General features: G+C 58.4%; 14 protein-coding genes. 2 read left to right on the top strand and 12 right to left on the bottom strand.

The genetic code is table 11. The features are described from left to right. Window positions 1-768: 768 nt before the first annotated feature. From rpsT to mutM, 3 genes are all read right to left on the bottom strand, one after another. Window positions 769-1,035 (bottom strand): 30S ribosomal protein S20, encoded by a 267-nt coding sequence (rpsT, locus tag RMR21_RS14800; RefSeq protein WP_045230155.1) that lies wholly within the window; start codon window positions 1,033-1,035, stop codon window positions 769-771. Window positions 1,036-1,292: 257 nt separating this feature from the next. Further along, a complete protein-coding gene (locus tag RMR21_RS14795) occupies window positions 1,293-2,066 on the bottom strand; it encodes an enoyl-CoA hydratase (RefSeq protein WP_498668713.1) in 774 nt (257 codons plus the stop codon). Between the two features lie 18 nt (window positions 2,067-2,084). Then, complete coding sequence (mutM, locus tag RMR21_RS14790) at window positions 2,085-2,981, bottom strand: bifunctional DNA-formamidopyrimidine glycosylase/DNA-(apurinic or apyrimidinic site) lyase (protein WP_498668712.1); 897 nt, start codon at window positions 2,979-2,981, stop codon at window positions 2,085-2,087. A gap of 143 nt (window positions 2,982-3,124) precedes the next feature. On the opposite strand from mutM, the gene ubiE reads away from it, so the two are divergent. Together ubiE and ubiB are read left to right on the top strand one after the other, a co-directional pair. After that, window positions 3,125-3,901 carry a bifunctional demethylmenaquinone methyltransferase/2-methoxy-6-polyprenyl-1,4-benzoquinol methylase UbiE gene (gene ubiE, locus RMR21_RS14785; protein ID WP_498668711.1) on the top strand — a complete coding sequence of 259 codons (777 nt, stop codon included), beginning with the start codon at window positions 3,125-3,127 and terminating at the stop codon, window positions 3,899-3,901. 37 nt (window positions 3,902-3,938) lie between these two features. Further along, on the top strand, window positions 3,939-5,513 hold the full coding sequence (gene ubiB / locus RMR21_RS14780) for a 2-polyprenylphenol 6-hydroxylase (protein WP_498668710.1): 1,575 nt from the start codon (window positions 3,939-3,941) through the stop codon (window positions 5,511-5,513). Between the two features lie 15 nt (window positions 5,514-5,528). On the opposite strand, the gene RMR21_RS14775 is transcribed toward ubiB, so the two are convergent. The 9 genes from RMR21_RS14775 to RMR21_RS14735 form a co-directional block, all read right to left on the bottom strand. Beyond that, window positions 5,529-5,888 carry an MmcQ/YjbR family DNA-binding protein gene (locus RMR21_RS14775; RefSeq protein WP_498668709.1) on the bottom strand — a complete coding sequence of 120 codons (360 nt, stop codon included), beginning with the start codon at window positions 5,886-5,888 and terminating at the stop codon, window positions 5,529-5,531. Beyond that, window positions 5,885-7,090, bottom strand: coding sequence for a bifunctional phosphopantothenoylcysteine decarboxylase/phosphopantothenate--cysteine ligase CoaBC (gene coaBC, locus RMR21_RS14770; RefSeq protein WP_498668708.1), 1,206 nt, complete (start codon window positions 7,088-7,090; stop codon window positions 5,885-5,887). Before coaBC ends, RMR21_RS14775 begins: the two co-directional genes overlap by 4 nt. 548 nt (window positions 7,091-7,638) lie before the next feature. Continuing rightward, window positions 7,639-8,949: a thymidine phosphorylase gene (deoA, locus tag RMR21_RS14765; RefSeq protein WP_498668707.1), complete on the bottom strand. Its 1,311-nt coding sequence runs from the start codon at window positions 8,947-8,949 to the stop codon at window positions 7,639-7,641. 6 nt (window positions 8,950-8,955) lie between these two features. Further along, on the bottom strand, window positions 8,956-9,729 hold the full coding sequence (gene deoC, locus RMR21_RS14760) for a deoxyribose-phosphate aldolase (protein ID WP_498668706.1): 774 nt from the start codon (window positions 9,727-9,729) through the stop codon (window positions 8,956-8,958). A gap of 2 nt (window positions 9,730-9,731) precedes the next feature. Continuing rightward, window positions 9,732-10,532, bottom strand: a complete 801-nt coding sequence (locus RMR21_RS14755) for a purine-nucleoside phosphorylase (RefSeq protein ID WP_498668705.1) — start codon at window positions 10,530-10,532, stop codon at window positions 9,732-9,734. Continuing rightward, a complete protein-coding gene (locus RMR21_RS14750) occupies window positions 10,532-10,921 on the bottom strand; it encodes a cytidine deaminase (protein WP_498668704.1) in 390 nt (129 codons plus the stop codon). Before RMR21_RS14750 ends, RMR21_RS14755 begins: the two co-directional genes overlap by 1 nt. A 3-nt stretch (window positions 10,922-10,924) precedes the next feature. Next, entirely contained in the window at window positions 10,925-11,896 is a 972-nt protein-coding gene (locus RMR21_RS14745) for an ABC transporter permease (RefSeq protein WP_498668703.1), read from the bottom strand. A gap of 5 nt (window positions 11,897-11,901) precedes the next feature. Further along, window positions 11,902-13,005, bottom strand: coding sequence for an ABC transporter permease (locus RMR21_RS14740; RefSeq protein WP_498668702.1), 1,104 nt, complete (start codon window positions 13,003-13,005; stop codon window positions 11,902-11,904). A gap of 19 nt (window positions 13,006-13,024) precedes the next feature. Beyond that, entirely contained in the window at window positions 13,025-14,530 is a 1,506-nt protein-coding gene (locus RMR21_RS14735) for an ABC transporter ATP-binding protein (protein ID WP_498670186.1), read from the bottom strand. Between the last annotated feature and the right edge of the window lie 14 nt (window positions 14,531-14,544).

Genomic DNA, 14,544 nt, shown 5'->3' with positions numbered 1-14,544 from the left:
ATTGCCGCCTTTCAAATTGCCAATCATAGCCTGACGAACAAAAGTCCATCAGGGATACCCCTCGTTTATTCTTGCCTCTCGGACGCCCCCCTCGAAAGTCGTCCTCAAGTCCCCGTCTATCGACGCGAGCCGGTTATCCCATTTCCCTCTTCATCATGGAGAGGCCTGCGATGACTCAACGTTGCTTCCACAACACATTCACAATATCAGTCGATCCAGACACGGTTTCACGTTTCCACAACCTGAAAGGCTGCGGCCAAACCGACCCCAATACTTGAAAAAACGAACCCGAACAGGACCCGTCCGCAAGGAGCTTGTATCTGCGAACTCAGGATCGAGATAGCTTGTGGATAGAAATCCTTGCCCCTTGTCGAGATGCATTTAGGCAGGATCAGGGGGGGAGATCAATCGCGTTTTTTCTGCAAGGGGAACGATCTGCCATTGACTCGTACTGGCCGTTTTGCATGGCCGAAGGCTCTATCTGGAGAATCTCTTATGAATCAATGAGATTCAATTTCATGGCTTTTTTTTAGGCCGCAAGAACCGAAAAATTAAATTTCGCTTGACCGATGATTGAGGCGACCTTCCGTAAGGTTAGGCAGCTACACTTTGGTGGACCTTTTGTAAGTATCTGTTTTTTAATGATTTTTTCCGTCATTGCTTTGACGCATAAATGTCATGCCATGCGCTAACAGGTTAACGAACCGTTAGAAACGAAAAAAGCCCGGTCATACGACCAGGCTCTTATCACATTTTCGAAATAACAGATTAGGCGGAAAGTGCCTTCACGCGCTGTGCCAAACGGGACACCTTACGGTCTGCCGTATTGCCTGGCATAACACCGCGAGTGGCGGCGCGCTGGATCTCAGGCTGGGCTACTTTCAGCGCTTCTGTTGCAACTGCCAGATCACCCGATGCGATGGCTTCTTCGACCTTGCGAATGAAACCACGAACGCGCGAACGACGAGCCTTGTTGACTTCCGTACGGCGAGCGATCTTGCGAGTCGCCTTTTTCGCCGAAGTTGTATTGGCCATGTATGCCTCTCTTCGAATTCAAACCAAAATCCGCAACCACAGGATCAGGTCCTTCAAAGACCTCGCGTTCCAAAGAGTGCGGGAGTAATTGGAACAAGCCGGATGGCTTTTCCTAACCGTGGGCGGGCATATAACCCTAAAGCAGCTGCCCGTCAACGCGCATTTACAGCAAAAACGCTGATATTCCGAATCCTTGGCACCCGTTGAGCCCAAAACGCATGAAGCGCTTTGGCCCGTTGAGCGAAGCTGCGAAGAACCTAGCGATTGTTGAATACAGGTTTTCTCTTCTCCGCGAAAGCCGCCATGCCCTCTTTCTGGTCATCCGTGGCAAACAGTGACTGGAACAGGCGGCGCTCAAACCTCAGCCCTTCGCTCAAAGACATCTCGAAGGACCGGTTGACGCTTTCCTTGGCCATCAGCACGGAGGCGCGCGACAACGATGCAATGGTGCCTGCGGCTTCCACCGCCTCGTCCATCAGCCGCTCCTGCGACACGACACGGGAGACGAGCCCCGCACGCTCGGCTTCGGCCGCATCCATCTTGCGGCCCGTCAGCACCATATCCATGGCCTTGGCCTTGCCCACCGCCTGCGTCAGGCGCTGCGAGCCGCCCATCCCGGGAATGATGCCCAGCGTAATCTCGGGCTGGCCGAATTTGGCAGTCTCTGAGGCGATGATGAAATCGCACATCATCGCCAGTTCGCAGCCGCCGCCCAGCGCAAAACCCGAGACCGCCGCGATGACGGGTTTACGGCAGGCTGACACATCGTCCCAACCGCCCAGGAAGTCACCGAGATAGGCGTCGACGAAATCGAGCGCCTGCATCTCCTTTATATCCGCACCGGCCGCAAAGGCCTTTTGCGACCCGGTGATGACGATGGCACCGATGGAATCATCTGTCGAAAACGACGCCAATATATGCCGCAGTTCTTTCAGCAAGGCGGCGTTCAGCGCGTTCAAAGCCTGCGGGCGGTTGAGCGTGATGACGCCGACATTGTCGCGCTTTTCAACGATGAGCGTTTCGTAATCCATGGTCAGGGTCCTCTCGCGTCATTTCTGGCAGGCGGCGCAATAGAATGTGGAGCGTCCCGCCTGGACGATCCGTTCGACCGTACCCCCGCAACCGGGTGTGGGGCAAGCATGACCCTGCCGGTCATAGACCGAAAAGGAATGCTGGAAATAACCCAGCGTACCGTCCGTCTGAATATGGTCGCGGAGAGACGAGCCTCCGGCGGCGATGGCGTCGGCAATGACCTCGCGGATTTTCTGGGTCAGCTCTACCAGTTGCGCCTTGGCCTTGCCGGTTTTCGTCACCAGCGTACCTGCGGCTCTTAAAGGAGACAGATGCGACCGCCACAGCGCCTCGCAGACATAGATATTGCCAAGCCCGGCAATGACCTTCTGGTCAAGCAGCGTGCTTTTGAGTGGCTGGCTCTTGCCAGCGAAACGGCTTGCCAGATAGTCGGCGCTCAGTGCATTTCCCGTGGGTTCAGGGCCCAGCTCGGCAAAGGCGGGGTAGAGATCGATATTGGCGCGCTCCACCAGATGCATGAAGCCGAAACGGCGCGGGTCATTATAGATGACCTGCTTGGACGAGCCCTTGTCGCCGTGCAGATGGAAGATCACATGGTCGTGCTTGCCATCCTTGGAGCGCCCATAATGGAACTCGCCAGGTGTCACGGACGCTTCCGCCTGCTCTTCGATCCGGAAGGAGCCGGACATGCCCAGATGCGAAACGATGGTCAGACCGTCTTCCAGCTCGATCAGCAGATACTTCGCTCGGCGACCGAGCGACACGATGCGCTTGCCCTCCACCAGTGCCGAGAAATCTGACGGGAAGGGAAAACGCAGGTCTGGTCTCGCCAGCGTCAGCTTTTCGACGCGCGCACCTTCCATGGTCGGCGCAAGGCCGCGTCTGACGGTTTCCACTTCGGGCAGTTCTGGCATCGCTATCTCACATGTTTACCGCAATGGTCTTGTGATCTAAAACCTGCGGACATACATGTCGCAGGCATCTCATGCCGCAACAGATAGCGCCGCATTCCCGTTTCCGCTATGGTCGGCACCGCAATTAAAGATGGAGACCGCTCATGACCGAAGCCCGCACCACCGCAGATGGCGGCATGGAAACCTCCTACGGCTTTCACAGGGTTGATGAAGGCCAGAAGCAGGGCATGGTCAACGAGGTCTTCCACAAGGTCGCCAAGCGCTACGACATCATGAACGACGTGATGTCGGCGGGCATGCACCGGGTTTGGAAAGACGCCATGATCTCGGCGCTCAATCCACGCAAGGACCCATCCTACAAGACGCTGGATGTGGCTGGTGGCACCGGCGATATCGCGTTTCGCATCATCGAAGCCTCCAATCGTCTGGCGCATTCCACCGTTCTCGATATCAACGGCTCGATGCTGGCGGTGGGCGAGGAACGGGCGGCCAAGAAGAAACTCTCCGACAATCTGACCTTCGTGGAGGCCAATGCGGAAGAATTGCCGTTCGAAGCCAACAGCTTCGACGCCTATACTGTGGCGTTCGGCATTCGCAACGTGCCGCGTATCGATGTGGCGCTGAAGGAAGCCCACCGGGTGCTGAAGCGCGGCGGCCGCCTGCTGGTGCTGGAGTTTTCCGAGGTGGACATGCCGCTGCTCGACAAGGTTTACGATGCCTGGTCGTTTAATGCCATTCCGCGTTTCGGCAAGATGATTACCGGCGATGCCGAACCCTATCAGTATCTGGTGGAATCGATCCGCAAATTCCCCAATCAGGACGATTTCGCAGCGATGATCCGGACCGCCGGTTTCTCCCGCGTCAGCTATACCAATTATACCGGCGGCATCGCCGCACTGCATTCCGGCTGGAAGCTTTGATCGACATGATGGCTTGCAGCAGGAAGAAGGCATTCGCATGAGTACTCCCGGCGCATATTATCGCCTTGCAAAGGTCGGCTGGGTTCTGGTGCGCGAAGGCGTGGTATTGGCCTTGCCTTCGGAGGATCTTCCCGCATCCGCCAAATTCGCAAAGGCGCTGCTCAAGCCCTTTGCGCGCAACCGCGCGAAACATGCCGACCGCCGCGACCGGCTGGCAACCGCCGTCGAGCGTCTGGGTCCGTCCTATGTGAAGATGGGTCAGTTTCTGGCGACACGCCCGGATGTGGTCGGCGCCGATTTTGCGGAAGACCTGTCGCGCTTGCAGGACAGGATGGCCTTTTTCCCCAACGCTGCGGCGAAGGCCAATATCGAGGGATCGCTCGGGCGTCCGATGTCCGACCTCTATCTGGAGTTTCGCGACCCGATCGCCGCTGCCTCCATTGCCCAAGTGCATCCGGCCATCGTGCGCACCCCTTCGGGGCAGAAGAAGGTGGCTGTGAAGGTCATCCGCCCCGGTGTGCGCCAGCGCTTCCAGAACGATCTGGAGGCCATGTATCTGATTGCCGATCTGCAGCAGCGTTTCGTCCGTTCTGCGCGGCGTCTGCGCCCGGTCGAGGTGACGCGTGCGCTGGAACAGACGACCAAGATCGAGATGGATTTGCGGCTGGAAGCGGCGGCGCTCTCCGAAATCGCTGAAAACACCAAGGGCGATCCCGGCTTTCGCGTGCCGGAGGTGGACTGGGAGCGCACGGGCCGCGATGTCGTCACCATGGAATGGATCGACGGCGTCAAGATGTCGGATGTGGCGGGCCTGCGGGCTGCCGGGCACGATCTCGATGCGCTGGCCGATACGCTCATCCAGTCCTTCCTGCGCCACACATTGCGGGACGGTTTTTTCCACGCCGATATGCATCCGGGCAATCTCTTCGTCGATCCGCAGGGTATGATCGTTGCCGTCGATATGGGCATTGCCGGACGGCTGGGCAAAAAGGAACGGCGGTTCCTGGCCGAAATTCTCTATGGATTCATCACTCGCGACTACATGCGCGTGGCGGAAGTGCATTTCGAAGCGGGTTATGTCCCCGGCCACCACGACATTGCAAGCTTTGCCCAGGCGATCCGCGCCATTGGAGAACCGATCCACGGTCAGCCTGCCGAAACCATCTCCATGGGCAAGCTGCTGACACTTCTGTTTGAAGTGACGGAACTGTTCGACATGGAAACGCGGCCCGAACTGGTGATGCTGCAAAAGACCATGGTGGTGGTGGAAGGGGTCTCGCGCATTCTCAATCCACGCTTCAACATGTGGAAGGCGGCAGACCCCGTCGTCAGCAGCTGGATCCGGGACAATCTCGGCCCCAAGCGCATTGTGACCGACATGAAGGATGGTCTGAAAGCCGCCATCAAGCTTGCCGAAGCGGCACCGGAAATCGCTGCCAAGACCGAAAAGCTTCATGCCGATCTGGTCTATATGAGCGAACACGGCCTGCGCTTCGATGCCAGCACGGCGGAAGCCATCGGCAAGGCGGAAGCGAAACATACGCGCTGGGGCCGGATTGCCCTTTGGGTGATTGCGCTGGTGATGGTCTATATTGCGATAAGGCTGGGGTAAGGCGGCACACCGCCGTTACCCCAGCATGATGCCCAGCTCGGCCCGCAGCTTGCGCGTCAGCCCCTTTGCCACCAGCTCGTAGGACCGGCGCACATAATGCTCCAGATCCTCTGCATTCAGGGGCGAATTGTCGGAAATGGAAATCCATTTGCGCTTGGCGAAATAGGGCGCCTGCGCGATGCCATCCAGCGCGGTGAGAATTTCAAAGCTTTCTTCCGCGCATTTGATGACCAGGCGCCAATCCTCGCGCTGGCCCAGAACGGCAAAAACCTTGTCGCCGACCTTGGCGACATGCGAATCCCACTGGTCAACGAAGCTGACACCCGGCCATGTTTCCAGCGTCGCATCGAAAGATTGGCGTTCGAAAAAGCTCATGTCAACCTGTCCGCAATCAGCGCCGCCAGACGTCTTGCCACTTCGGCCTTGTCGAGATCGGGCCACACCTCGATGCCATCCCGTGATATGATGTTCACGCTGTTGCGATCCCCTCCCATGATGCCGGTTTCGGCAGAAACGTCATTGGCAACGATGAGATCGGCACCCTTGCTCTCGAGCTTGGCGCGCCCATTGGCTTCGACATTCTGGGTTTCGGCTGCAAAACCGACGACGATTTTCGGCCTGTTGTGGTGGTGGCCGACGGTCTTGAGAATATCGGGGTTTTCCACCAGTTGCAGGGCCGGAGGCTGGTCGTCCTGTTGCTTCTTGATCTTCTGATCGAACGATGTTGCCACGCGCCAATCGGCCACCGCCGCAACCATGACGGCGATATCGGCTGGAAGCTGCGAAACGACCGCATCCAGCATTTCTTCGGCGCGCTCGACATGGATCGTGGTGACACCGGCGGGATTGGCAATCGTTACCGGACCGGAGACCAGCGTAACCTCCGCACCCAGCTCGGCCAAGGCTTTTGCGATGGCGTGGCCCTGCTTGCCGGAGGAGCGGTTGGCAATATAGCGCACCGGATCGATCGGCTCATGAGTCGGGCCTGACGTGACGACGGCTTTTTTTCCCGCCAGTGGTTTTGGTCCATTATCCAGTAAAGCTTCGACAGCCTCGACAATCTGCAAGGGTTCGGCCATTCGGCCTAGACCCACCTCGCCTTTTTCAGCCATCTCGCCTGCCATCGGCCCGATGAAGCCAATGCCATCTGATTTCAGCGTTTCAAGGTTGCGCTGTGTGGCCTTGGCGGCCCACATTTTGGGGTTCATGGCCGGTGCGATGAGCACCTTGCGGTCGGTTGCCAGCAAGACGGTGGAGGCCAGATCATCGGCCAGGCCGTTTGCCATCTTCGCCATCAGGTCGGCCGTGGCGGGTGCGACCAGAACCAGATCGCAGTCCCGCGCCAGCCTGATGTGGCCGACATCCTGCTCGTCCTGACGGGAAAACAAGTCGGTAAACACATGGGTGGCGGACAACGCCCCGACAGCAAGCGGGGTGACGAATTCCTGCGCACCCCTGGTCATGATGGGCGTGACCTTGGCGCCGCGTTCCTTCAATCGGCGGATGAGATCGAGGCTTTTATAGGCCGCAATGCCACCGGAGATGATGAGGAGAATATGCTTGCCCGAAAGTACCATGATGCCGACCGATGTCCCGTTTGAAGCGGAAACTAAGCCCTTGGCAATCAAAGTGCAATCGCGCCGGACAAAGTCGTGCGTTCACGCGGCGCAAGCGCCCGTGGTCTGTTTCGTTTCAACCCCGAGAGCACACGCAAATGCGGAGATATCTCTGGTATGGTGTTTGTCGTTGGCGTCCGCATTTGCATGACCTTCGGCATTTCTGGCTCAGGCCGGATCGTGAATGATCCCGGCCCGAGCCTTTGAGCTTGTATCCGCCAAACCGCCCCATCATGCTCTTCCAATCCGTTCATGGTCTTGGAAGCGAGATGGTTCGGCCCACCGATCCGTCTATCGCATTCTGGTCCCTGCCCGCACGTCTGCGACCAACAACCAGCTTCCCGCACGCACGCCAATGTCTCGCGAAACATTCCGCGTCGGAAGTGGGACGATTGTAGGCACAGCTTTGGAGAGCGTGGAGAAAGTGTTGTTACGTTTTTTCGCGTTTTCGCGTGTTTTTAGAATAAGCAATTGATTCGATTATGATCTATTTTTGAAAAACAAGAATTTCAATCGACTTTGCCGTGAATGACCGGCGCGGTGGAGATTTGCTCCTTCGAAACACCGTAGGCCTTCAGGACGCGCTCTTTGGCGCGCTCGGCATCACCGATCGTCGCTGCGTGCACTGTGGCAATCGGCTGACCTTTATCGACCTTCTTGCCCAGCGGCAGAATGTTCGAAATGCCCACGCGATGATCGATGGCATCGCCCGGATGACGGCGGCCGCCACCGAGTTCGACGACGACCATGCCGAGATCGCGCGTCTGGCAGGATGATAGCCAACCCGCCTGATCCGCCATCACCGGCACAATATGGGGTGCCTGAATGAGATAGGTGTTTGGCTTCTCCACAAAATCAGCAGGACCACCAAGTGCAAAAATCATCTGCCCGAAACGCTCCATGGCCTGACCTGAGTTCAACGCTTGACGCGCCTGCCGCTCGCCTTCGGCGAGACTGGAGACGAGGCCTGACTGCACCAGCATTTCTGCGGCAAAGGCAAAAACTAGTGTGTCGATACGGGTTCCGGCTTTCTTGCCAGCCAGGAAATCCAGACAGTGGATGATTTCGAGCGCATTGCCTGCCGCATCGGCTAGGGGCTCGTTCATATCCGTGATGAGGGCTGAGGTTCTGACGCCTGCGCCATTGGCGACATCAACGAGGGAGCGCGCCAATGGCTCGGCCTCTTGCGCGCTCTGCATGAAAGCGCCGTTACCGAATTTCACGTCGAGCACCAGCGTTTCCAGCCCAGCGGCGAGTTTCTTCGACAGGATGGATGCGGTGATCAGGGGTACGGAATCCACCGTCGCCGTCACGTCTCTGATGGCATATAGACGCTTGTCGGCGGGGGCGAGATCGCCGGTCTGGCCGATGATGGCGCAGCCTGTCGCGCTGACCGTGCGACGAAACTGGGCCTCGTCCGGCATGACGTCATAGCCGGGGATCGATTCGAGCTTATCCAGCGTGCCACCGGTGTGGCCGAGGCCCCGGCCCGAAATCATCGGCACGGCGAGACCGCACACGGCGACGATGGGGGCGAGCATCAATGATACGTTGTCGCCCACGCCGCCCGTGGAATGCTTGTCGGCAATGGGTTTGCCAATATCGGTCCATGACAGAACGTCGCCACTGTCGCGCATGGCAAGCGTCAGCGCCACTGTTTCATCCCGGCTCATGCCACGAAAAAACACGGCCATGGCGAAGGCCGCTGCCTGTCCCTCGGAGATCGTGCCCGTGGACAGACCGGAGATGAAGGCGGAGATATCATCCCCCGTCAGCGCCTGACCATCGCGTTTGCGGCGGATGATTTCCTGCGGGATCATGTGATATCAGTATCCGCTGGCAGATTTTGCCGGTTCGCCACCACCCAGAACATTCAAGATGTCGTCGAGAATGCCGGATGCGCCGAAGCGGAAGGTGGAGGGCATGGCCCAGTTCGGCTGCATGATGGTTTCTGCCAGACGCAGATAAAGCGTTGCATCTTCCACTGTGCCGATGCCACCAGCGGGCTTGAAGCCGACTTTCTTTTTGCTGTCTCGGATAGACTGCAACATGATGTCGGCGGCTTCCAGCGTGGCGTTGACGGCGACCTTGCCTGTCGAGGTCTTGATGAAGTCCGCACCCTCGGCAATGGCGATTTCTGAGGCGCGGCGGATCAACGCCTTGTCCTTCAATTCACCGGTCTCGATGATAACCTTGAGCAGAACCGGCGAAACGCATGCCGCGCGCACGGCGGATACCATCTCGGCTACGGCATTTTCATCGCCTGCAATGAATTTTTTATAGGGAATGACCAGATCGATTTCATCGGCACCATCGCGGATAGCGCGGTCTGTTTCGCCCACGACCGTTGCAACAGCCAGATCACCAGAGGGAAAGTTGACGACGGTTGCGATACGGATGGACGTATCCTTGCCGAAGGCAGCGCGGGCCTGCGCGACGAAACGCGGCCAGATGCAGATGGCGGCCGTCGTGCCATATGGCGTCCGTGCCTTCTGGCACAAAGCAGCGATCTGCTCCGGTGTGCAGTCTTCCTTGAGATTGGTAAGGTCCAGCAAGGACAGGGCGAGAGCGGCGGCTTCGCGCGGGCGCTGAAGTTCCATGCTCAATTTCCTCCTGAAATCATTTCCGTTAAAATCGCGGCCAGTCGCTTGCCGCCTATGGGTGCCATGTCTTTGGTCTCTTCATGGCTCAATTCCGCGCCGGTCATTCCGGCACCGTAATTTGTAATAACGGAAGCGGCGGCAACGCGCATCCCGAAAAAGCGCGCAAGGATAACTTCGGGCACCGTGGACATGCCCACAGCATCGGCACCCAGCGTGCGCGCCATGCGAATTTCCGCTGGCGTTTCGAAGCTTGGGCCGGAAAACCACATATAGACGCCAGAAAACAAAGGCACGGTGGCGCGAATGGCCGCATTGCGCATGGCAATAGACAGATCGGCATCGTAGGCGCTGGTCATGCCGACGAAGCGGCCATCGCTGTCTTCGCCGATCAACGGGTTCATGCCGGAATAATTGATGTGATCGGTGATCTGCATGACCGATCCGGGTGGCATGTCCTGACGCACGGAGCCTGCCGCATTGGTGAGGATGAGCGATTGCACGCCGATGCCCGACAAGGCTTCGATGGCCGGGCGCATGGCGCTCGCGTCACCCTGCTCGTAGTAATGCACACGGCCAGCCAGCATGATCACGGGCTGGCCGCCAAGATAACCCGCCACCAGTTCGCCCGCATGGCCGGAAACGGCACTTTCGGGAAAGCCGGGGATGTCGGCATAAGGGATGCGGATGGGGTCGGTCACCTCGTCCACCAGAGAGCCCAGGCCCGAGCCGAGAACCACGGCGGTGCGTGGCATCAGCCCACTCAGCCTGTCAACGAGGACGTCGATGATCGCGTGATCCATCAGGCAAGCTCGGTCTTGAAGCTGAAGGGCAAAAGCTCTTCCATTGTCATGACCTTTTGAACGCCAGCTTCGTCACAGAGATAAATCTTCGTATCGGCAGAGGCGAATTCCGCGATCTTCTGGCGACACCCGCCGCAGGGCGGGCAGAGCGCCAGCTTTTCGGCGATGACGGCGATTTCGGTGATCTTCTTTGCCCCACCCATGATCATGGCGCTGATGGCGGAAGGCTCCGCACACCAGCCCTGGGGAAAGGACAGGTTCTCGATATTGGCCCCCTTGTAGATCTTGCCGTCTTCCGCGCGGATGGCGGCACCAACAGGAAACTTCGAATAGGGTGCGTGAGCAAAGGCCATGGCCTCGCGGGCTGCTTCGAAAAGCTCATGAGACATGGTTTAACGCTCCTTGGAATAGGCGACGCCACCGGCCTTTGGCGGCTTGGCGATGCCGATGAAACCGGCCAGCAGAATGCAGGTGAGAATATAGGGCAGCGCCTGGAAAATCTGGACCGGCACTTCACCGATACCCGGAATGGCCTTGCCCTGCATGAAGTTTGCAACCGCATCCAGGAAGCCGAACAGCAGGCACGCGAACATGACCGGCACCGGCTTCCACTTGGCGAAAATCAGAGCGGCCAGCGCGATGTAACCTTTGCCCGCCGACATGTTGGCGATGAAGGCTGCCGATTGCGCGACGGCGAGATAGGTGCCCGCAAAGCCGCAGAGGAAGCCAGCAACGATGACGGCGCGGAAGCGCATCCATGTCACGGAAATGCCAGCCGTATCGACAGCACCCGGGTTTTCACCGACCGCACGCAGGCGCAGGCCAAAGCGGGTGCGGTAGAGAACCCACCATGAAATCGGCACGGCGATGAAGGCGAGATAGGTGAGGATATTGTTGCCGGAGATGACATTGGCATAGAGCGGGCCGATGAAGGGCACCTCACGCATCACATCCACACCCGGCAGGATGATGGGGGTGAAACGACCTTCGCTGGGAATTTGGGGCGTACGACCGCCCTGCCCGAACCAGGCCTGCCCCAAGACCACCGTCAGACCGGCGGCCACAAAATTCAGCGCCACGCCCGAAACGATCTGGTTTCCGCGGTTGGTGATGACGGCAAAGCCGTGCACCAGCGAAAAGAAGATCGAGACGCCGATGCCAGCGGCCAGACCCGCCCAGGGATCGGATGTGAGGTAGGCGACACAGGCGGATGCGAAGGCCGCGGCCAGCATCTTGCCCTCAAGGCCGATGTCGAACACACCGGCGCGTTCCGAAAACAAGCCCGCAAGGGCCGTAAACAGCAGCGGAATGGTCAGGCGAACGGTCGAACCGAGAATGCTGACCAGCATATCGAAGGTTTCCATGGGCCTTACCTCTTCACGAATTGTTGGTAGATGCGCACCAGCGCGGGGCGGTACATATATTCAAGCGCGCCTGCAAACAGGATGACGAGACCCTGAATGACGACGATCATCTCACGGGTAATGTTGGGCATTTCAAACGACAAATCCGCGCCGCCCTGATACAAAATACCGAAGAGAAGGGCCGCAAACACGATGCCAAGTGGGTGACTTCGCCCCATCAGCGAGACGGCGATGCCGACGAAACCGGCGCCGCCGACGAATTCCACCTGCAAACGGGCGGATGCGCCCATGACCGGGTTGAGCGCCATCATGCCCGCCAGACCACCTGAGATGAGCATGGCGATGATGACAGTGCGCGAATAGGGAATGCCCGCATAAATGGCGGCAGACGGGCTGATGCCAAGCGTGCGCATTTCATAGCCCAGCTTGGTACGCCAGATCAGCACCCAAACGAGGAAAGCGGCAACCAGCGCGATGATGAAGGAGACATTGAAAGGGGCAGGCCCGAGTTTCAAACCGAACATCGCCATGAGCCAGTCGAGCTTCGGCAATTGGCCACCCGGCAGGAAGGTGCGGGTTTCCGGCGCCATCTTGCCTGGCACGATGAAGACGTTGACCAGCAGATAGACCATCAGCGCGGCGGCGATGAAGTTGAACATGATGGTGGTGATGACGACGTGGCTGCCGCGCTTTGCCTGAAGCCAGCCAGGGATGAACGCCCAGGCAGCGCCGAACACGGCAGCACCGATGACGGCGAACGGCATGGTGACATACCAGGGAACGTAGCGATCGAGCGCAAGGGCTACCAGGGCAGCACCCAGGCCGCCAATATAGGCCTGACCTTCCGAGCCGATGTTGAAGAGGCCCGCATGGAAGGCGACCGCTACGGACAGGCCGGTGAAGATGAAGCTGGTGGTGTAAAACAGGGTGAAACCGATGGCATCACCACGACCCAGCGCACCTTCGATCAGAAGCCGCAGCGCCGCGAACGGGTCTTCGCCAATGCCCCAGACGACGAGGCCGGAAATGAAAAATGCCGTGGCGAGGTTGAGAAACGGCAGGAGGCCGTAGGACATCCAGCTGGGAAGGGGAACGGAAGCTGTACTCATGAGCTTTAAAGCCTTTGCCTTATGCGGCGATGCCGGCCATCATCAGGCCCAGCGTTTGTTCTTCGGCTTCCGCCGTTTTTTCTCCGACGACCCGACCGGCAAACATCACCAGAATGCGGTCAGACAGAGAGCGGATTTCATCCAGCTCCACCGACACCAGCAGAATAGCCTTGCCCGCATCGCGCATTTCGATGATGCGGCGGTGGATGAATTCGATGGCACCGATATCCACGCCTCGCGTCGGCTGGCCGATGATCAGCATTTTCGGATCGCGTTCGATCTCGCGCGCAACGACGATCTTCTGCTGATTTCCGCCCGAGAAATTGGCCGTTTTCAAATTCGCGTTCGGCGGGCGGATGTCGTATTTCTCGATCTTTTCGATGGCGTCCTTACGGATCGCTTCCGGGTTCAGAAACATGCCCTTGCCGTATTTCTCATCGCGGTGATAGCCGAGGATGGAGTTTTCATATTCCTCGAACTTCAAAACCAGCCCCATATGGTGACGGTCTTCGGGAATATGCGCCAGACCCAGCTTGCGCAGGATGGCGGGATCGACCTTGTCGACGGTCTTGCCACCCATCAGGATTTCGCCGGAATGGGGTTTGCGGATACCGGCGATGGCTTCCAGCAATTCCGACTGGCCGTTGCCGGCCACACCGGCAATGCCGACGATTTCGCCAGCGCGCACGTCGAAGGACACATCGTCCACCATGGTCACGCCCCGGCTGTCCTTGACGGTGAGATTGCGAACCGAAAACAGGACGTCGCCCGGATTGGCTTCGCCCTTTTCGACACGCAGCAACACACGGCGGCCAACCATGAGTTCGGCCAGTTCCTCGACCGTCGTTTCCGAGGTCTTGCGTGTCGCCACCATCTCGCCGCGGCGCATGACCGAGACCTCGTCGGTGATCGCCATGATTTCGCGCAGCTTGTGCGTGATGAGGATGACGGTCTTGCCCTGATCGCGCAGGACGCTCAAAATTTTGAACAGGTGATCGGCTTCTGCCGGTGTCAGCACGCCGGTCGGCTCATCGAGGATGAGGATTTCGGCGCCACGATACATGGCCTTCAAGATTTCGACGCGCTGTTGCAGGCCGACCGGCAGATCCTCGATGATCCCATCGGGATTGACCTCCAGGCCATATTCATCCTCGAGACGCTTCAACTCCTTGCGGGTTGCCGCCGTGCCCTTGGCCAGAAGCATGCCGCCTTCGGCACCCAGCATGATGTTTTCCAGCACCGAAAAATTGTCGACCAGCATGAAGTGCTGATGCACCATGCCGATACCGGCATCGATGGCGGCTTGGCTATCCCTAATGTTGACGGGTTTGCCATCGATACGAATTTCACCGGAATCTGCGGAATAGAAGCCGTAAAGGATCGACATCAATGTCGATTTGCCCGCCCCGTTTTCCCCGATGATGCCGTGGATCGTCCCCTTGGCAACGGTGAGGTTGATATTCTTGTTGGCGTGTACGGTGCCGAATTTTTTATCGATACCGACAAGCTCGATTGCAGGTTCCATCGTCAACCCAAATG

Source organism: Agrobacterium sp. rho-8.1 (genome assembly GCF_033957725.1).
Taxonomy (GTDB): Bacteria; Pseudomonadota; Alphaproteobacteria; order Rhizobiales; family Rhizobiaceae; genus Agrobacterium.
Note: the sequence above shows the minus strand (reverse complement) of the source record. Positions and strands in the feature narration are given on the sequence as shown.